This window comes from Flagellimonas rhodophyticola, from assembly GCF_049332665.1.
GTDB lineage: Bacteria > Bacteroidota > Bacteroidia > Flavobacteriales > Flavobacteriaceae > Flagellimonas.
The window spans coordinates 285,494-304,845 of record NZ_CP186326.1; the positions used below are offsets into that span (position 1 = coordinate 285,494).

At 39.1% G+C, this 19,352-nt stretch carries 20 protein-coding genes; 10 read left to right on the forward strand and 10 right to left on the reverse strand.

Annotated elements, in window-relative coordinates; genetic code table 11:
• Positions 1 to 64: 64 nt before the first annotated feature.
• Genes ACOKFG_RS01260 through ACOKFG_RS01270 form a run of 3 tightly spaced genes read left to right on the forward strand, consistent with a single transcriptional unit; the run spans position 65 to position 1,031 of the window.
• Positions 65 to 628: a hypothetical protein gene (locus tag ACOKFG_RS01260; protein ID WP_298792144.1), complete on the forward strand. Its 564-nt coding sequence runs from the start codon at positions 65 to 67 to the stop codon at positions 626 to 628.
• A 21-nt stretch (positions 629 to 649) separates the two neighbouring features.
• Positions 650 to 937, forward strand: a complete 288-nt coding sequence (locus ACOKFG_RS01265) for a hypothetical protein (RefSeq protein WP_422861719.1) — start codon at positions 650 to 652, stop codon at positions 935 to 937.
• Positions 858 to 1,031, forward strand: coding sequence for a hypothetical protein (locus ACOKFG_RS01270; RefSeq protein WP_313809747.1), 174 nt, complete (start codon positions 858 to 860; stop codon positions 1,029 to 1,031). The genes ACOKFG_RS01265 and ACOKFG_RS01270 overlap by 80 nt, the downstream gene beginning before the upstream one ends.
• A 20-nt stretch (positions 1,032 to 1,051) precedes the next feature.
• Here the strand turns inward: ACOKFG_RS01270 and ACOKFG_RS01275 are convergent, their stop codons facing one another.
• Positions 1,052 to 2,257, reverse strand: coding sequence for a carboxypeptidase-like regulatory domain-containing protein (locus tag ACOKFG_RS01275; RefSeq protein ID WP_298792146.1), 1,206 nt, complete (start codon positions 2,255 to 2,257; stop codon positions 1,052 to 1,054).
• Positions 2,258 to 2,399: 142 nt separating this feature from the next.
• Here ACOKFG_RS01275 and ACOKFG_RS01280 point away from each other — a divergent pair, with 142 nt between their 5' ends.
• Positions 2,400 to 3,116 carry a diphthine--ammonia ligase gene (locus ACOKFG_RS01280; protein WP_298792148.1) on the forward strand — a complete coding sequence of 239 codons (717 nt, stop codon included), beginning with the start codon at positions 2,400 to 2,402 and terminating at the stop codon, positions 3,114 to 3,116.
• On the opposite strand, the gene ACOKFG_RS01285 is transcribed toward ACOKFG_RS01280, so the two are convergent.
• The 3 genes from ACOKFG_RS01285 to ACOKFG_RS01295 all read right to left on the reverse strand — a co-directional run bounded on the left by ACOKFG_RS01285 (position 3,096) and on the right by ACOKFG_RS01295 (position 5,470).
• Entirely contained in the window at positions 3,096 to 4,256 is a 1,161-nt protein-coding gene (locus ACOKFG_RS01285) for a serine hydrolase domain-containing protein (RefSeq protein ID WP_298792150.1), read from the reverse strand. The two genes, ACOKFG_RS01280 and ACOKFG_RS01285, sit on opposite strands and share 21 nt — an antisense overlap.
• Positions 4,257 to 4,392: 136 nt before the next feature.
• The gene (locus ACOKFG_RS01290) at positions 4,393 to 5,052 is read right to left on the reverse strand and encodes an aspartate kinase (RefSeq protein WP_298792152.1); all 660 of its coding nucleotides are present in this window, start codon (positions 5,050 to 5,052) and stop codon (positions 4,393 to 4,395) included.
• 58 nt (positions 5,053 to 5,110) lie between these two features.
• The gene (locus tag ACOKFG_RS01295) at positions 5,111 to 5,470 is read right to left on the reverse strand and encodes a YraN family protein (RefSeq protein ID WP_298792154.1); all 360 of its coding nucleotides are present in this window, start codon (positions 5,468 to 5,470) and stop codon (positions 5,111 to 5,113) included.
• Between the two features lie 169 nt (positions 5,471 to 5,639).
• Between ACOKFG_RS01295 and ACOKFG_RS01300 the strand changes: the two genes are divergently transcribed.
• On the forward strand, positions 5,640 to 7,148 hold the full coding sequence (locus ACOKFG_RS01300) for a DUF1800 domain-containing protein (RefSeq protein WP_299487422.1): 1,509 nt from the start codon (positions 5,640 to 5,642) through the stop codon (positions 7,146 to 7,148).
• 7 nt (positions 7,149 to 7,155) lie between these two features.
• Positions 7,156 to 8,868 carry a DUF1501 domain-containing protein gene (locus tag ACOKFG_RS01305; protein WP_298792159.1) on the forward strand — a complete coding sequence of 571 codons (1,713 nt, stop codon included), beginning with the start codon at positions 7,156 to 7,158 and terminating at the stop codon, positions 8,866 to 8,868.
• An 89-nt stretch (positions 8,869 to 8,957) separates the two neighbouring features.
• Here the strand turns inward: ACOKFG_RS01305 and ACOKFG_RS01310 are convergent, their stop codons facing one another.
• Positions 8,958 to 9,122: a hypothetical protein gene (locus ACOKFG_RS01310; protein WP_298792161.1), complete on the reverse strand. Its 165-nt coding sequence runs from the start codon at positions 9,120 to 9,122 to the stop codon at positions 8,958 to 8,960.
• Between the two features lie 165 nt (positions 9,123 to 9,287).
• Here ACOKFG_RS01310 and metG point away from each other — a divergent pair, with 165 nt between their 5' ends.
• The 3 genes from metG to ACOKFG_RS01325 all read left to right on the forward strand — a co-directional run bounded on the left by metG (position 9,288) and on the right by ACOKFG_RS01325 (position 14,296).
• A complete protein-coding gene (gene metG, locus ACOKFG_RS01315) occupies positions 9,288 to 11,363 on the forward strand; it encodes a methionine--tRNA ligase (RefSeq protein WP_299487420.1) in 2,076 nt (691 codons plus the stop codon).
• Between the two features lie 20 nt (positions 11,364 to 11,383).
• Positions 11,384 to 13,507, forward strand: a complete 2,124-nt coding sequence (locus ACOKFG_RS01320) for a Tex family protein (protein WP_422861720.1) — start codon at positions 11,384 to 11,386, stop codon at positions 13,505 to 13,507.
• A gap of 267 nt (positions 13,508 to 13,774) precedes the next feature.
• Positions 13,775 to 14,296 (forward strand): ferritin, encoded by a 522-nt coding sequence (locus ACOKFG_RS01325; protein WP_299170547.1) that lies wholly within the window; start codon positions 13,775 to 13,777, stop codon positions 14,294 to 14,296.
• A 251-nt stretch (positions 14,297 to 14,547) separates the two neighbouring features.
• On the opposite strand, the gene ACOKFG_RS01330 is transcribed toward ACOKFG_RS01325, so the two are convergent.
• The 4 genes from ACOKFG_RS01330 to ACOKFG_RS01345 form a co-directional block, all read right to left on the reverse strand.
• On the reverse strand, positions 14,548 to 14,970 hold the full coding sequence (locus ACOKFG_RS01330; protein ID WP_422861721.1) for a hypothetical protein: 423 nt from the start codon (positions 14,968 to 14,970) through the stop codon (positions 14,548 to 14,550).
• A 136-nt stretch (positions 14,971 to 15,106) separates the two neighbouring features.
• Positions 15,107 to 15,439, reverse strand: coding sequence for a single-stranded DNA-binding protein (locus ACOKFG_RS01335; protein ID WP_422862173.1), 333 nt, complete (start codon positions 15,437 to 15,439; stop codon positions 15,107 to 15,109).
• A gap of 163 nt (positions 15,440 to 15,602) precedes the next feature.
• Positions 15,603 to 15,833, reverse strand: a complete 231-nt coding sequence (locus ACOKFG_RS01340; RefSeq protein WP_422861722.1) for a hypothetical protein — start codon at positions 15,831 to 15,833, stop codon at positions 15,603 to 15,605.
• A 330-nt stretch (positions 15,834 to 16,163) separates the two neighbouring features.
• Complete coding sequence (locus tag ACOKFG_RS01345) at positions 16,164 to 17,234, reverse strand: helix-turn-helix domain-containing protein (protein WP_422861723.1); 1,071 nt, start codon at positions 17,232 to 17,234, stop codon at positions 16,164 to 16,166.
• A gap of 216 nt (positions 17,235 to 17,450) precedes the next feature.
• Between ACOKFG_RS01345 and ACOKFG_RS01350 the strand changes: the two genes are divergently transcribed.
• Positions 17,451 to 18,572: an NAD-dependent epimerase/dehydratase family protein gene (locus ACOKFG_RS01350; RefSeq protein ID WP_299170553.1), complete on the forward strand. Its 1,122-nt coding sequence runs from the start codon at positions 17,451 to 17,453 to the stop codon at positions 18,570 to 18,572.
• A gap of 86 nt (positions 18,573 to 18,658) precedes the next feature.
• Here ACOKFG_RS01350 and ACOKFG_RS01355 read toward each other — a convergent pair whose 3' ends face one another.
• The gene (locus ACOKFG_RS01355) at positions 18,659 to 19,174 is read right to left on the reverse strand and encodes a hypothetical protein (protein WP_299170555.1); all 516 of its coding nucleotides are present in this window, start codon (positions 19,172 to 19,174) and stop codon (positions 18,659 to 18,661) included.
• Positions 19,175 to 19,352: the final 178 nt, after the last annotated feature.

The window sequence follows — 19,352 nt, forward strand, 5'->3', positions numbered from 1 at the left end:
TTCCCTTGTTAATACTTAAATTCATTACATTGTAGCTTAATCCCTATCCGATTAAACCATATGTATGAGTAAAAATGTTCTTTTTCAACTTGGAGCGGTATGTGGTATACTTTCTGGTTTGCTGCTTGCTATCGGTTGGACCATTAATATTGGCCGGGATTCATTGATTGGCGCTTCTATGGTTTTAGCTGGCTACGTGCTGGCCATATTTGCCTTTACCGGCATGTATGGTTTTCAATACAAACAAATAGGGTTTCTTGGTCTTTTGGCTTTCTTTCTTATCGTTATGAGCTGTGCTGTATTTACGCCATGGTTGTTTTTGGACATTGGCAGGATTTCAGGAATCATACAAGGTGTTGGATGGCAAGAGGTGCAAGAAAATGGTGCGACCCATGTTGTTGGGGTGATTGGTGGTGTTGGATTTGTGTTGGGATATCTTCTGTTTGGGATAAAGACTATCCAGGCAAAACTTCTAAATAAATGGCCAGCAATTTTGCTGATTGTTGCCGCCATAATGCCTTTGATCTATACCTGGGTTCCCATTGGAAAACTGCTTCCTAGATTAGCTGGATTGGCTTTGATGGGGTTTGGTATTGATTTGTGGGTAAAATCCAAAGGAAGGAATTAGTTTTGGACCATATGCTTAAACATGACCAATAAACCAAAAACCTATTTCAATTGGAGTTCCGGAAAAGATTCTGCTTTGGCACTATACCATATTCAACAGCAAAATCAATATCAGATTGATTGTTTACTGACCGCCGTTAATTCCCATTATGATCGAGTATCGATGCATGGTCTTCGAAAAACAGTTTTGGAAGCCCAGGCCGAAGCTGTTGGAATTCCTTTGGTTATTCTTGAAGTTCCTGTTAGATGCTTCCTTTCTGGGAAAAGAACTTTCCCCAGAACTTATTGCCAAACTCCCAAGGGATGTTGACCCCTGTGGCGAAAATGGGGAGTTCCATACTTTCTGTTTTGATGGCCCTAAATTCATAAAGAAAAGAATCTATTCACTCTTGCGTAAAACCTAGTTGATTTTCAATGGATATACTTATTTTTTGAGTTCCCTGAGAATCTGGCTCTGTGCTGCGGTACGTCTGGGAACATTATAGGTAGCCCAGAATTCAGCATCAAAATTTTTAGTCTGGTTTTCAATGCTAGAGCTAATATCCATGTTCCTTAAAAATCGGTAATTATCTACATTATCAACTATTATGTTGTTAATAAAGAGTTCCTTTTTGGGGTATTTGGTAAACAATAAGAGATTAGAATCCTGTCCTTCGTAAATCCTCCAAATATCTTCTTCTTTTTGATATTTTAGATAGAATTTGCCCTTGTATTCCTGATATTCGAAAATAACATTATAGAACATCTGTTGTGCTCCATTGGTAAAACGTCTTTGCCAAGAAGTGCCATTCTTTGCTTCTCTGGTCAGCTCTACTCGGACAAAAGCAAAAGTTTCGGTATCAATATAAAGTACGGCCTTCTGAAAAGGTTCATCCATGCCTGAAATCTTATAAACCAATCGGTTATCGTATGATTCGATACCTGCAATTTCATATTTCCAACCATTCTTGCCCAAAATTGGGCCATAATCAAACCGAATGAAATCATCTTCAATCAAGTCAATAATCGAGTTTTTGCGTTCTGAATTTTCATTCCAAGGATGTCTCTGTGAAAAGCTATTGGTACGAACCCCAAGCAATTCTACTTCTGGTTCTTTTTTAACCTGTACGCCTTGGTACTTAAACTTTATGGCGCACTCCAAATATTCAACATAAGTCTCATTCTCCTTTTGTAGGTCTCGCACAAAACCTTCTAAAAAAAAGGGTTCCATAGGATAATTTACCGCGATGTTCTTATAAGCTTTCTTAACGATTTCCTTTGCCTTAAGCACCTTAGTTGCTCTCCCACCGACCAACACTTCATCCAACTGATTGATTTGTGGCGCTAGAGATAGTTCAGTATCTCTTGAAAAAGAAATTGATTTCCTTTCAATACTTGTATAACCCATTGCAGAAATTACCACAACAGTCGTTTTTAGTTGATCGGGAATATGAAATATAAAATACCCCTCTGTATTTGTAGTTGTCCCAATAGGTTTATCCTTAAGATAGATAGATGCAAAGGGTATGGGTTGTTTGGATTCACTATCCAACAGTTGCCCTTTTATGGTAAATACTGCCTTCTGACCAAAAATGAAGGATGAGGAAAAAACAAAAAGTATGGACAAATAGAAAGTACTAGTTCTTATCATGGTTTTCAGACGAAACAAACTTTATATTGTTACTGGCGTAATATAGTTCTTGTAAAGGTTTAACACATATATAATTCCAATTTTCCAGAAATGAAAGATCCATACAAAAACAAGATATTTAAAATATAATACCTTTAAATTCATGTTGCAAAAACCCAAAACCTATTTCAATTGGAGTTCCGGAAAAGATTCTGCTTTGGCACTATACCATCTGCAACAGCAAAATCAATATCAGATTGATTGTTTACTGACTACCGTTAATTCCCATTATGATCGAGTATCGATGCACGGTCTTCGAAAAACAGTTTTGGAAGCCCAGGCCGAAGCTATTGGAATTCCTTTGGACATTCTTGAGGTTCCTGAGAGTCCTTCCATGGAAGAATACGGCGCTTTGATGGGAATCAAAATAGATCAATTAAAATCCGAAGGATATACCCATACCGCTTTTGGTGATATTTTTTTAGAAGACCTAAAGGTCTACAGGGAAAAAATGTTGTCCTCGGTTGGTATCCAAACCCTCTTTCCTATTTGGAAAAGAGATACTCAGAAATTGCTTCACGAATTTTTTGCATTGGGATTTAAGGCGGTCATTGTCTGCATCAACAATTCCAAATTGGACGCTTCTTTTTTAGGGAAAGAGTTATCGTTGGAGCTCATTGAGCAATTTCCAAAAGATGTTGACCCCTGTGGTGAAAATGGTGAGTTCCATACTTTCTGTTTTGATGGACCCATTTTTAATCATCCTGTAGTGTATGAATTGGGAGAAACCATCTTCAGAACTTATGACAATCCATCCGATAAACAGCATCCCATCAAATTCGGATTTTGCGATGTTTTGCTAAAAGGCGTCGTAAACTAGTTTTACAAATTCTCCGATTTTCTGAGGTTCTAACCAACGTGTTACCAACATGAGTCCACTTTTTTGGTCCACCACTATAAAATTACCGCCGAAGCCAGCTGCATAAAAAAGATGCTCAGAGACCCCTTTCCAATGTCTGGATCCCTTTTTATTCAACCACCACATATACCCATAATTGACGTTGGGTGCTGAAGGCTCTGTGGCTTTTGCAATCCAATCCTTGCTAATGATTTGTTCGTTTTTCCATTTCCCATCATTCAAAAACACCAGTCCAAATCGCGCCATGTCTTCTGTGCTGATAAACAATCCCGCTCCTGAATGTCCTCCTCCCGTAACCGACTTCATTTGTATACCATCGATTTCGGTCCAAGCATGATCATAGCCATGCCAACGCCAGGTAGTCGATGCATCAATTTTATCCATGAAATGCTCTTTCAAAACCATGGGCAGAGGTTTGCGCCAAAGATGTGTAAGCGAATAGGAAAGTACATTAACCCTTACATCGTTATATTCCATAACAGTGCCGGGCTCATTGAGCTTTCGGAATTTCCAATCGTCCAAACCACCTTCTTTTGGAGGACGGTCGGCCCAGTCTTTCAATCCCCAAAGCTCCCCGGACCAATCTGAATTCTGCTGAAGCAAATGCTCCCAGGTTATTTTTCCATTGTGTACTCCATTAAAAGTGCCGTCCCAAATATAGCTTTCCACCTTATCATCAATATTGGAAATAAGTCCTGCGTCCAACGCCAAACCCGCAGTGGTTGAAAGAAAACTCTTGGTAACGCTAAAGGTCATATCCACACGTTTGGTGTCTCCCCATGAGGCCAATAAGTGTCCATTTTTTAGAATCATCCCTGCAGGTCCTCCGCGTTTCTTGGTTGGCCCCAGAATTTCATGAAACGGTTCCCGTTGAAATCCATTTAAGATTGCTTGGCGTAAATCGCGAGAACCTGAATATTCATTTTCATTGGCAAAATCAATCGCAGCTTGTAGCTTTTGCTGATTGTATAGAAACTGATTGGGAGTTGCCTGTTTCCAAACTTCATTTCGCTCAGGAAAGTAAAATTCTTGACCCACAACCGAAGGTTGCGAACCCAACATACCTATTAAAAAGACAATTAGGGAGATACTTGATTTCATGTAAGCAATACTTGATTTAGGAAATCAAGTTAGTGATTGCTACTTAATCATGAAACTAAGATGAAAATAAAATCATTATTCTCTGGGAAGAAAAATGTCAAAGCATAAACAAGTTCCTTTTAATATTCCAAATCTATCAAAGGGACTTTAGATCTTTAATGGTCTTAAAGGCTACATCGACCTGTTCTTCATTCACCAAAATGGTAAACTCGTTTGTGGTAGATATTACTTCGTAGAGCACAATACCTTCCCAAGCCAATCGCTGAAAGATAAAATAATAGATTCCCGGAACAGATACATTCTCTGCCGGAAGTTTTACAGTTATAGAGGATAGGTTTTCCGCTTTTTGGGTACAACGTTCGTGTTTGAAGTATTTTTCAACCACACTGTCCATCACACTGCTGATTACAATGTTGATTTCGTTCACACCTCTCGAAGATGTATAAAACACATCCTGATTTAGATTTACTTCTTCCAACAATTTGGCTTGTTGCCCCAGAATGGTGTCAGAAGCTAAAAAGGTATAATCGGTCAACGAAGAACGAACTGTAATCTCACCAATATTTTTAAGCACCTTTACTATTCTGTGAGTAGCTCTGAATTCGAGGTCATCAGAAAGTCTTTTAAGTGCCATAACAATAGCTCCATCTTTTACTTCTTTCCCTAAGGCGTCCGAGATTTCAGGCTTTATTTGCCGAGATAGGGAGGTGAGATTTATGATGCCCTGAGCAAGCGCACTTTGTAAGAAGGGCTTCTTTTTAATATAATGTTCAACTACGGCCGAAATTGTTTTCATCAGATTGGTTTGGAATGGAGAAGCAAAAATAACACATTGTTACAAATAAAACAAATGGTTAAAAATGATAAAAAGCATTTTTCGTATGCTCAATTTCGAATGTTGTCCCTTTTTTAAGGATTAGAATGATGTCGAAGCGTACTTCAACATCCAAATTATTGTCCACAATATATTGGTTGGCAGCCATAACAATCAGATTAATCTTCTTTTGATTGATGGTTTCGGAAATATCTTTTAAGAAACTTCCCGTTCTACATTTTACTTCTATAACACACAAAAAACCGTCTTTTTCTGCAATGATATCCACCTCAGCTTTTAGATATCGATAGTTGGTTTGTAGAATGACATAACCCTTTTCTAGCAAAAATTCCATCGCTTTTTGCTCTCCAAGCTTCCCAAATTCATTGTGTTTTCCCATGTATTTTGAAAAATATTAAAAAATTAGTGCAGTTCATCGAAAAATTTGGTCGTTCATGGTGAAAACAGCGTTTAGATTGTAATTTGTCGGTTCAATTGAACCACACCCAACGTTACTAAACATATATAGTTGCCCCAAAACTATAGACCAATTAACGCCAGTCATTGCTATGGAGTACTTTATTAATTGTAATTCCTCAACTTTGGCATTGTATACTAATCCGTTGGATGAGTTACGTGCTGCCCATTTGTATCGGAGGCTAGGTTTTAGTGCCTCGGTACAGACGATTAACGCGGCTGTTGGACAAACAGCTGATACCCTCGTTGACACTCTTGTTGACCAAGCGCTTGCGCTTCCTCCAATTCCTCCACCTGCGTGGGCTGATTGGACCAATGCTAATTATCCCGAAGATGATGACCTAGCAGGGCAGCTAAGAAGAGCTCAACAGGAAGAGTTTGCAACAGCCTATGGCAACTCACTATTAGATAACAATCTACGTGATAGGTTGAGTTTCTTCTGGAGTAACCATTTTGTAACGGAGTTGGATGTTTACGACTGTAATTCCTTTTTATATTATTATATAAACTGTTTGCAGCGAAATGCCTTAGGCAACTTTCGAACCTTTGTCAGTGAGATTGGGTTGACCAGTGCCATGCTATATTATTTAGATGGAGTAAGAAACCGCGGTAACAATCCAAACGAAAACTATGCCCGAGAGCTGTATGAGCTTTTCACCCTGGGTGAAGGCAACAACTATACAGAAGATGATATCATTGAAACAGCTAAAGCGATTTCTGGATATACTGAAAATGGAGAAGTAGGCTGTACGCAGGTTACTTTTGACCCTGCTGATTTTAACACAGAGAACAAGACCATTTTTGGCCAAACGGGCAACTGGAATTATGATGACGTTCATAACATCCTATTTACAGAAAGGCCCAACGAAATTGCCTGGTTTATCTGTAAAAAATTATACGAGTTTTTTGTACATCCCGATTCTGATGATGCCGATGGTAACGCCCAAGCTATAATTAATGGAATGGCAGCCACTTTTACCGGCAATAATTTTGAAATAGCACCGGTATTGCGTCAGCTTTTTAAAAGTCAACACTTTTTCGACGAAGACGCGATTGGAGTAATTATAAAGAGTCCATTCGACCTTTATATGGGAATGATCAAAGAAACCGGGTTTGCCTATGACGATAATACTGTGATCAACGTTATCGATGCATCTAGATTAATTGGACAAACAATGTTTGACCCATTTGATGTGGCCGGATGGCAAAGAGACCGACAGTGGATCAACACCAACTTTATTATTGGACGTTGGTTGACTTCTGAGGTTTTCTTGGAGCGTTTCTTTCAAGCCGATCCAGAACAATTTAGAACATTGGCGATGGACGCAGTAGGCGCAGCAGATGCAAATACCAGTAATCCTGAAACCGTTGTAAGAGCTTTAGTGAACAAGTTCACACCGAAAGGTTTGCTAACAGACCAAGATTTTGAAAACGCCATGGATGCTTTCAAAATTGATGATGTTCCAGAAAACTACTATTCTCCAGATTACATTACCGGTGGATTAAGTCTTTGGATACTTTCAGCTAGTATGGAAACACCTACTCAGGTGTATGTTTTACTGAGACATTTGTCAAGAGAACCCGAATTTCAACTAAAATAACCTCACCATGTGCGATACTCATCATACCCACGATACATCACCTCATAAAGGCCTTGAACACGATGGCCACGATTTAGAACATAAAGCATGGAGCAGACGGTCCTTTATCCAAGCATTGGGTATAGCCGGTTCTGGATCCATGTTCTTGGGAAGCAGTTTAGTTTCTGCCTCTGCACCTTCACCATTGACATCAGCAATTGCCGATGCCGAAACGGACAATATTTTGATATTGATCAGATTGTCCGGTGGTAACGACGGATTAAGTACTGTTATCCCAATACAACAATATGATACTTATGCTAACGCAAGACCTAACATTTACATCCCAGAAAGTAAGGTCCTAAAACTTACCGATGATTTCGGCGTACCTACCTACATGAATTCCTTGGAACCCCTTTGGGGCGACGGGCAGTTTAAAGCTGTTCATGGTGTAGGTTACGAAGGGCAAAGTCTATCCCATTTTACAGGGTCGGACATTTTTGCCAATACCGATCTCACCACAACTGGTTTCACTGGTTTGAACACCGGTTGGATGGGTAGACATTTTGAAGAATGTTATCCCGATTACCTCATCAATCCACCTGAGGCACCAGCGGCGATTCAAATTGGAAACCTTTCCAATCTGGTTTTCCAAGGTGAAGAAACCAATTATGCTTTTGTGACCAACAATATTGACCAGTTGGAAGAAATTGCACAGACCGGATTCTTTTATGACATCGAGAATGCTCCATTTGATAACTGTATGTACGGCGATCAGCTTAGATTCTTAAGAGGAGTTGCCAATACTACGTATGAATATGCAGGTAAAATTCACGAAGCATATGAAAGAGGGCAAAACCAAGTAGAATACCAGGAAAACGGATTCGCAAGACAATTGGCTTTATTGGCAAGATTGATCAAAGGTAACTTGGGTACCAAGGTATATATGATCTCTATGGGAGGTTTTGATACTCACGGTAATCAGCCCCTTGCTCATGAGCGTTTGATGACCAACCTTTCGGTTGCCATCAACAATTTTTATGAAGATGTTGCCTTTACCGAGCAAGACGACAAGGTGTTGAGTATGACTTTCTCAGAATTTGGACGAAGAATCTTTGAAAATGGTTCAAATGGTACCGATCATGGTAAAGCTGCCCCAACCCTTTTCTTTGGGTCAGGATTGAATGGAAGTGCCTTTATCGGTGACCATCCATCATTGGACAGTCCAAATAGCAGAGGTAACTTGGAATACACAATGGATTTCCGAAATCTTTATGGTACTGTTTTAGCTGAATGGCTTTGTGTACCTCGAGCAAAAGTAGAAGAACATTTATTGGGCTATCCGTATCAAGCAATTGATTTAGGATTCAACTGTAGTGGAGAGGTGTTTGATGACATCGCCATGGACAGTGATCCACCAACCTTGCCGGATACACCTCCTAGTCCAGATGGAATGGATCCAGATCCAGATGCATTGGCAACAATTATTCACAGACCTTATTATCCTACAGAGCGAACGCCACATATTTATTTGGAAATGCCAGTGGCAGCGCATGTTGATATTCAACTTTTCAACATTCTAGGACAAAATGTAGGTACTGTTTTCAATGAAATGATGTTGGAGGGCTCTGCTGAAATCAATATTCGCGAAAGAATGCGCGATACACTTTCCACAGGTAAGTATATCTATCGTATTTCGGTTGGCGAAGAGAGAATGAGTAAATCAGTCATGATTATGTAATCCGAAAGGATAAAGTATAAATTCCAGAATCCTCCGATAGTGCATATCCCCACCCCAATTATGGAATGCGCGAATCGGAGATTTCCTTTTTAAGTAAGTTTCGATTTATCCCGATCCGTTTTAAATCTCAAAGCTTTCTTGACTTCATGGTTTTTGTCTTTGTATACTTTGGACAACTCCTCGTTTTCTTCTTCTTTTAAAACCTTCTTCAATTTTTCAAGGTTTTCAAACTTTTTTGGATTTCCGGTGCTCATAATATTCATATTGTAGGTTAATTCTTATAAAATAACTTGTGTTTCCATCTTTTATTTTAAAATTCTTCCGTTTTTCCATCTAAAAACCGCTGCAATCAAGCCCGAAAAAAGGATGGAATCACTCCAATGAAATTCAGTATTTTTGGGGCTTAATTCACGTACAGCATGTCGAAGAACGCCAATCCTTCAAGATATACCATTACGGCAGCACTTCCATACACCAATGGTCCCATCCATATTGGTCATTTGGCAGGAGTATATGTCCCTGCAGATATTTATTCGCGCTATCTGCGGTTGAAGGGCAATGATGTAGCCTTTATTTGCGGCAGTGATGAACACGGAGTCGCAATCCCCATGAAGGCGAAAAAAGAAGGTGTTTCCCCAAAGGAGATTATTGACAAATACCACAGCATCATCAAAAAATCATTTGTTGATTTCGGGATTACCTTCGACAATTATTCCCGGACCTCAGCAGAAATACATCACAAAACAGCTTCCGATTTTTTCCAAAAGCTCCATGCCCAAGGGGATTTTATTGAAGAGGTTACGGAACAACTATATGATGAAGAGGCCAAACAGTTTTTGGCGGACCGATTTGTGACCGGTACTTGTCCCCGATGCGGAAATGAAGAAGCATATGGAGATCAATGTGAAAACTGTGGGTCTTCATTGAATGCTACTGACCTTATCAATCCGAAATCTACCATTACAGGAGGAGTTCCCACATTGAAAAGCACCAAACACTGGTTTTTACCTTTGGACCGCTATGAGGATTTCCTTAAAGAATGGATTATAAAGGGGCATAAAAACGATTGGAAACCCAACGTATATGGCCAATGCAAATCTTGGATTGATGATGGGTTAAAACCTCGTGCTGTGACTCGCGATTTGGACTGGGGAATTCCGGTTCCAGTAGAAGGTGGCGAAGGAAAAGTACTCTATGTCTGGTTCGATGCCCCTATCGGATACATTTCATCAACTAAAGAATGGGCCGAACAAGAAGGCAAGGATTGGGAGCCTTATTGGAAAGATAAAGACACCAAATTGCTTCATTTTATAGGAAAAGATAACATTGTTTTCCATTGTATCATTTTTCCTAGTATGTTGAAAGCTCATGGAGATTTTGTCCTACCGGAAAACGTACCCGCCAACGAGTTTTTAAATCTGGAAGGGAATAAATTGTCCACATCCAAAAACTGGGCGGTTTGGCTGCATGAATATTTGGAAGAGTTCCCAGATATGCAAGATGTGCTGCGCTACGCATTAACCGCCAACGCTCCAGAAACCAAGGACAACGATTTCACTTGGAAAGATTTTCAGGCCCGAAACAACAACGAGTTAGTCGCCATTTTTGGAAACTTTGTAAACCGGGTTGCTGTTCTTACTCATAAATACTATGACGGTGTTGTTCCTACACCCTCTGACTTTACCGATATTGATACACAGACTTTGGAAGCCCTAAAGGGCTTTCCACAAATCCTAGATGATTCCTTGGAACGTTATCGCTTTAGGGAAGCTAGCCAAGAGTTAATGAATTTAGCACGACTTGGGAATAAATATCTGGCAGATGAGGAACCTTGGAAGTTGATTAAAACTGATGAGGAACGGGTAAAGACCGTAATGTTCGTAGCCCTTCAAATCGCAACCGGTTTAGCAGTTCTTAGTGAACCGTTTTTGCCTTTTACTTCCGAGAAACTCAAGAACATTTTAAACATCAAGTCGGGTAGAGTAGAAACATCATGGAACGAGCTCAGCTCCAAAGAAACACTACTACCTTCAGCTCATCAAATCAACAAAAGTGAATTGTTGTTCCGCAAAGTCGAAGACAAAGAGATTGAAGCCCAATTGGCAAAACTGGAAGCCACCAAAAAAGTAAATGAACAGATGGAGAAAGAAATTGCACAACAAAAAGATACTATCACTTTTGACGATTTTACCAAACTGGACATGCGTGTGGGAACTATTATTGAGGCTGAAAAAATGCCAAAAGCCAACAAGCTTTTGGTCTTAAAAGTTGACACTGGCTTAGAAACCCGAACTATTGTATCCGGGATTGCTGAAAGCTTTAAACCTGAAGACATCGTAGGCAAGCAAGTTACTGTTTTGGTCAATTTAGCCCCGAGAAAACTTCGTGGTGTGGAAAGTGAAGGCATGATCCTCATGACGGAAAACAAAGAAGGCAAATTGGTGTTTGTCAATCCAGACGAAAATGGGGTCGGCAACGGAGAAGGCATTAACTAGCTTTTTCAAAAGATAACTTCATGCAACTCATCCCCTACATCCTTAAACACACCCAACTTTCAGAAAAAAGCATTGAAAATACGGTTGCTTTATTAAATGAGGATTGTACTATTCCATTTATCGCACGCTACCGAAAAGAGCGCACAGGGAATCTGGATGAAGTTGAAATCGGTTCTATTGTAAAGTTTAAAACAGAATTTGAGGCATTAGAAAAAAGAAAGGCAGCCATTATAAAAGCGGTTGGTGAACAAGGTTTGCTTACTCCGGAGCTTGAATCCAAATTTCAAAATTGTACGGATTTGACCAGTTTGGAGGACCTTTATCTTCCTTTCAAAAAAAGTAAAAAAACAAAAGCTGAAACCGCTCGCAAAAACGGGCTTGAACCATTGGCTAAGATCATTATGGCGCAACGAAGTGATGAAATAGAGTTCATTGCCTCAAAATACCTCAGCAATCAAATCGAAAATGAAGATGATGCTTTGGAAGGTGCTCGTCATATCATTGCAGAATGGATCAACGAACGCGCAGACATTCGAAATCAACTTCGAAATCAATTGGAGCGCCACGCAATTCTCAATACCAAAGTCATCAAAACAAAAAAGGATGAGGAAAAGGCCCAAAAGTTCCGAGATTATTTTGATTGGAACGAACCTTTAAACCGTTGTCCTTCTCATCGACTTTTAGCCATTCTTAGAGCAGAAAAGGAGGGTTTTATTCGGGTAAAAATTGAAATCGATGATGAAAGAGCATTGGAAAATATTGAAAGACGAATCATTAAATCCCACAATTCTTGTTCTGAACACATCGAATTGGCTATAGCTGATGCATACAAGCGACTTTTGTTTCCCTCATTATCCAATGAACTTTTAAAAAATGCCAAAGAGAAAGCCGATGCTGATGCCATTAAGGTTTTCTCTAAAAACTTAAAGCAATTATTACTTGGAGCTCCTTTAGGCGAAAAACGAATCCTAGCCATTGATCCTGGTTTTAGAACAGGATGTAAAGTGGTTTGTTTGGATGCTCAGGGTGATTTAAAACACAACGAAACCATTTATCCGCATGCTCCGCAGAATGATAGCTCTGGTGCTATCAAAAAAATAAGCTCTTTGGTTGATGCTCATAAAATTGAAGCCATTGCTATTGGCAACGGAACCGCATCACGTGAAACGGAACAATTGGTAAAACGAATCCATTTTAAAAATCCTATCGAGGTTTTTGTGGTCAGTGAAGCAGGTGCTTCCATTTATTCTGCTTCTAAAATTGCCAGGGATGAATTCCCCAACTATGACGTAACCGTTAGGGGTGCTATTTCCATTGGTCGTCGTCTCGCAGATCCCTTGGCCGAGTTGGTGAAAATAGACCCTAAATCTATTGGGGTAGGTCAATATCAACATGATGTGGATCAAAGCAAATTAAAAACATCTTTGGATAGCGTCGTGGGAAGCTGTGTAAATGCTGTTGGAGTGAATATCAATACAGCGAGTATACCCTTGCTCAGTTATGTATCCGGTATTGGTCCAAAATTAGCAGAGAATATTGTTGCTTATCGAAATGAAAATGGAGCTTTCACTGACCGACAACAAATCAAAAAAGTGCCACGTCTTGGTGGCAAAGCTTTTGAACAAGGGGCTGGGTTTTTGCGCATCAAGGAAGGAGAAAATCCATTGGATGATTCTGCCGTGCATCCAGAGAGCTATCCGATTGTAAAAAAAATGGCCAAAGATAAGGGAGTGGTTTTGTCAGATATTATTCGAAACAAATCCATATTGGAAAACATCGATCTAAAAGTTTATTGCACCGATACGATTGGAATGCCAACTTTGGAAGATATTCTGGAAGAATTGGAAAAACCAGGATTAGATCGTCGGGAAAAAGCCAAGGTATTCACCTTCAACCAAAACATTAAACAAATTACGGATTTACAACAGGGGCAATTATTGCCTGGAATTGTCAATAACATTACCAACTTTGGTTGTTTTGTGGATATTGGGATTAAAGAAAGTGGTCTAATTCACATCTCTAACTTATCCAATTCATTCGTGAAAGATGTCAATGAACATGTTAGTCTTCACCAGCAAGTCATTGTAAAGGTCCTGGATGTAGATATCCCCCGAAAACGTATCCAATTGGCATTACATAAATAAATTTCTACAAACAGTAATGTTCCAAAAGAGAAAACCGTCCTATTCCTTTTTAAATCAATACAATGAAACCATTTATTACTAACCCTCTATTGGTATTGGCAAGGAAACGGCTGGGCTTTTTACCATGGATGATGAGCTTCATTGAGCTGAAATCTCAATTTTGGTCCTGGAATCATGGGTGTGGCGGTCCAGTTTTAGACATGCATTAACCTTTCCTTATTTGGTGTCAAACCCATTTTGTAATTTTACAATTCTAAAATCAAGAATATGCTATCCAAAAAACTTGAAAAAGTGCTCAATGAGCAAATCAGAATAGAAGCAGAATCGTCACAAACATATTTATCTATGGCCTCTTGGGCCGAAGTAAAAGGATTGGAAGGGGTTGCCGGATTTATGTACGGGCACTCCGATGAAGAACGAATGCACATGCTCAAATTGGTCAAATATGTAAACGAACGTGGTGGGCATGCCATTGTTTCAGACTTAAAAGCTCCTGCAACCGAATTTGGCTCGTTACAAAATATGTTACAACAGCTCTATGACCACGAGGTTTTTGTTTCGCAAAGCATTAACGAACTGGTACATATTACTTTAGAAGAGAAAGATTATGCTACGCACAACTTCTTGCAATGGTATGTTGCAGAGCAGTTGGAAGAAGAGGCCTTAGCCAGAACCGTACTGGACAAGATCAATATGATTGGTGATGATAAGGGCGGACTCTATCTCTTTGACCGTGATATACAGCAGTTAACGGTAGAAAGTGCCGCTTCGGACATGGCTGGAGAATAATTTTAATAAATCTTTATTTAGATTAATTTAAAATAACTATTTTTGACCCATCTGCATTTAGCGATGGGAAAAAAGAAAAAAGAAGAGAAGAAAAACAACAAGTCGAAATTAAAGGAGCTCTGTCCTTCCAATTGCAAGTCGAAGTGTTGTAAAAAATATAAAAAGTGTGAAAGCAAGCGCTGCAAACGCTGTCCTTGTTTTGACCTTTTGAAGAAAGTTGCATAAAAACCGCCTAAAGGCGGTTTCTTTTTTTAGTTCTGTTTGCTTTTTGGGATATTTTGGACCATTTCCCCAGTTTTGGGACTCAATAGTTTATCAAAATCCGAAGAAGAAAGGTATTCCCCTGCCTTTTTAAAATACAGTTCACTGTGCAGACAATGGTCATCACAATTTTGCAAATGGGTAAAATAGGCGTCCTTTTTACCTTTCATGTAGATTAGATACGAAGTGAAATCTGCTGTTCCCAAATGTCTTTCAAAATTCTGCTGGTCCAACCAATAATCCTGTTCATCTTGATGATTCATCATTTGAAAGGTATGTTCGTAATCAGCATCCCGTTGAGCCATTGTCTCATAAAAGCGTAAGCCATGCTTGGTATGCGGGTTACTTTGAGCAGAAACTCCGATACCGCAAAAGCTTGCGAAAATTATGATATGTATGCGAACAAATTTCATTTTGATTGGGTCTTATATATAAGACATTCAATTTTGTAAAGGGTTGCATCATCTTTCTTTAATTTACTGTTAAACATTGGTAATCAAAAAGAAAGGAGGTCAATTGACCTCCTTTCTCGATAAGCTGTAGGAACTACTATTTACCTAGAAGCAATAGCTCGTTACATTTTATTTCTGTGATATATCGCTTCTCACCCTCTTTACTTTCATAGGAACGGGATACCAATTTACCTTCAACAGCAACTTCTTTTCCCTTAATCAAATAATTTTCGGCTATTTCGGCCACTTTTCCCCAGGCAACCACATTGTGCCATTGCGTATCCGTGACCTTTTCTCCCTGCGCATTCTTATACGACTCGTTGGTAGCAATGGAAAATTTGGTCAGCTTATTGCCATTTTCCAAGGTTACTGTTTCTGGGTCATTTCCTAAGTTTCCAATCAACTGTACTCTGTTTCTAAGTGAATTCATCATTTTAATTTTTACGTGTTAAACAGTTAATACTATCGAACTCTTATTGTCCGACAGGGCAAACTTAGTATGGGTAAAAATCACAAATCGGTTATAAAACATTTGTTTTCGTTTGTAAACGAATGTAAATGTTTAACACCCTAAAATAACATCTTTTTCCGGTTCAGGAAGGTTTTTTGTAAAGCTTTAATCCAAACCTAAAAGCGAAAAACGCCACCAACCCGACAGTTAAGTTAGCTATAAGGTATCCTGTAAGCTTTCCCCACCCATACGCGGAACTATCCGAAATCACATCGGCCAATTCCGTAAATATTCCCGGCAACCCAAAAAGAAATAAAAGTGATGATATCACAGCAATAATAATAAGAGCTATCCCAAGTATTTTATTCAGCATTTTAAAGTTTTTAGATACCTTTTAAATGTACCCATTTTCAATATTCCAAAAAAACTAATTCGCTATTTGTCCACTTTACATATTGATGTCGATTTTTCTATTCATCTTCCGAACACAATAAAGCTTAAAATTAAGAGTTTTATAAGTGTATTCTTACAAGTTTGGGTTGATTTTGGGAAATATAATCTAAAGAATACAGTAGTTCTATATATTCGGATGAAGGTCGCCATACCTTCATCCTTTTTTGTTTTACCCCTTGTACAAATGGGCATATCCAAACCATATAGATAAGCAAAGTCCATAAACGTATTGCAGTAATAGGAGCAACATTTATGCTCTAGTGCTCCCGACATACGCATTTGGCGTCATCCCGGTATACTTTTTAAAAGATTCGAAAAAAGTAGATTTCGATTTAAATCCCGATTTATGCCCTAGCCCTATTACAGTCAAATGGTCCAATGAATCATCCAATAAGTATTTTTTTGCAGTTTCCACTCTCCAGTAGTTTATAAAGTCGTTGAATCCAATATTAATATCCTTATTGATCAATTCGGAGAGCTCATGTTTTTTTGCACCATATAGTTCGGCCAACTTACTAAGATTAAGTTCGGGGTCTAAATAAGGCTTTTCATTCTCCATAAAAGAAATCAGCTCAATTACTTTGGTATTTCCGGTGATATCGGTCGGATTAAATCTAACAACTCCAATTTTAGGTGAAATTTCATTTAAGTATGATTTTCCTTTCAACATCATAACAAAAGTCATCCTGTAAAAAATGGCGGAAATAATCACATAAGGAATCGTTGCTGCCCCAAACCCAAACAACGGATGGGAATACTTTATAAGGCCTGTAATCAATATGGGAATGAGTAAAAAAGGTGCGATAAACCTAATCAGGCTTTTTTTATACGAGATACTCTTCCCTTTGGAGATGCTCAAATCAAAGGTATGTTTCCAAACCATTATTACGGAAACTAGAGCATATATAACCGTAAGAAGCAATACCGCATGCGATTTGTCTATGACAGGCTCATATCCTATTATGAAACTGGCAAACAGAAAATATAACAAGGGCAAAAAATGCAAGGCTTTTATCCCATTTAGTTGAATGCGACCTGTCAAATTCAGCTTTTGCGAAATATATAGATACAACAATGGGCCAACAGACAACAAAAGCGAATCGGACAACTTTGGGATAAAGGTATACGTGTAGAAAAAGTCTGATTTAATAAACGGGTAGACCATCAACCTAAATGCGATGACAAAGAACAATAGGCTCAAAAACAGGTTCTCTCTTCTATTTGGAAATTGCCTGTAGGATAAATAGGAAAAGAGAAAGCCCTGGGCTCCCCCTATTAATAATATCAACTGGATTGTAGATAAATCGATTGACTGAACCACTTCTGAAATATTAAATCCCTAATAGAATTTTCATCTTGTTGTAGAACTAAAAATACCAATTATAGGGATCGACAAGTTAGATGTAGATTTTGACAACAAAATCTGTTGGTTAAATAATTGGTCTTAATTTATCATTCTGGAATCATTCGAGGACAAATAAATCTCTGTTTCTTCTAACCTTCGATAGCTTTACACATATCCATAAAACTTGCAGATTTGAAAAGAAGAACTTTTGTAAAAGTAACTGGTGCATCATCCCTATTAACTTGCATCGCCCCTTTAGGTGCATGCTCGAGCACCAATAAAACCTTAAATATCCTTGTCTTGGGAGGCACCAACTATTTGGGACCTGCGGTGGTAGATGCTGCTTTGGCCAATGGACATACCATCACCTTATTCAATAGAGGAATTACCAACCCACACTTATATCCGGATATTGAGAAACTAATTGGTGATAGGGAAATTGAATCCGAAGATCTGAGTGCTTTGGAAGGTACCCGAAAATGGGATTTGGTCATCGACACCTGGCCAGCTGACCCTAGAATGATACAAAGAACCGCGACACTATTAAAAGATCGGGTTCAAACCTATGCCTTCATATCATCCATTGCGGTTTATAGAGATATGACCCAAGTTGGCATAACGGAGACCTCGCCACTTCGTGAAGTCGGAGAATTTGTTCCGGGTATGTCATACTACGAATCGAAAGTTTTATGCGAAAGGGCTGTTCAAGAAGTATTTCCCAAGAATCATCTTATTGTGCGTCCGCCCGGTATCTTTGGAAAAAGGGATGAGAGTTGGTCGTTAGCTTACTGGTTATGGCGCATTCGCAACGGCGGTCCGGTTGTAGCTCCGAGCGATGGTTCGGACTTTGTGCAATGGGTGGATGTAAACGACGTTGGAAACTTTATGATACATGCTTTGGAAACCAATCAATATGGCATCTACAATACTATTGGACCACAAAAAGGGCCTGTAAACTTTAAAGAGTTTCTAACACGGGTAAACGAGCATTATGGGAATAAAGCCAATATTATTTGGGTAAGTAAAGGGTTTTTAGATAAGCATGAACTTAGGCCCATAGTGGACATTCCAATATGGGAGCCAAAGGACAGAAGGGCAGGCAGGCATACCATAAATGCCCAAAAAGCGGTAGCCGCAGGAATGACATTTACGCCAATGGAGCAAACTTTTGACAAAGCATTGAATTGGTACGACCACGTAAAATCTCCTACTGATGACCCGGGACTCGACAAAAACAGACCATACAATGGAATTACACGAGCAAGAGAATTGGAACTTTTACAAGATTGGGCTGCTGTTCAGCATACCTATTGATTTTATTCAAAATTCTTGATTATAGGTAATTTTCGAATGCACCGCCCAGCTGCAGCCCCTTAATCTGTCATTGCTATAAATTCAGGTTAACTCCTAACCAAAGCCAAACTAATATCGGCTGGATCAGGAGTGCCGTCATCATTAAAGTCGAATTCTGCTGGTCCATCAAAGGATAAGTTATTTGTGCCATTGAATGTTATTCGAAAAAATTCAAAATCATCAGCGGCATCCCCGTCAAAACGAACCACCAAAAGATCTTCATCAAAACATAAATCCCCAGAAGAACTGGAACTGGGTTCACCAGACTCCGTAATGTTAAGGGTAAACCTACCGTTGGATTGTATCGATAATGTTACCGATCCCCCTTCGGCCACCACATCCACTACCTGAATCGGCTCGGAGGAAACATTAAAAAATCTAGCCTCAGTTGCTGTCCAATTCCCCGATATATCAGAAACGGAATAATTTGTGCCCTGAAGGGTACAATCCGGCACTTCATCATCACTACAGGAAACCATGGAACAACTGACCAATATAATGGCAAACAGTCGATGGAAAAATCTTTGTTTTTTAATCATCTGAAAATGGCTTTTACGTTTCATATTTATCGTTTTTATGGGTTAATGGAAAATGGTACGCCTACCTGCAAAATTTGCTTTGATTAAAAGTACTGGATGACCTAATGCTGCTTTGCTACCCATGTTTCAATTTTTAATACTCAGGTTACACCTATTCATCTCATTACCAATGAAATCAACGTTAATTCCTGAGATAAGACAG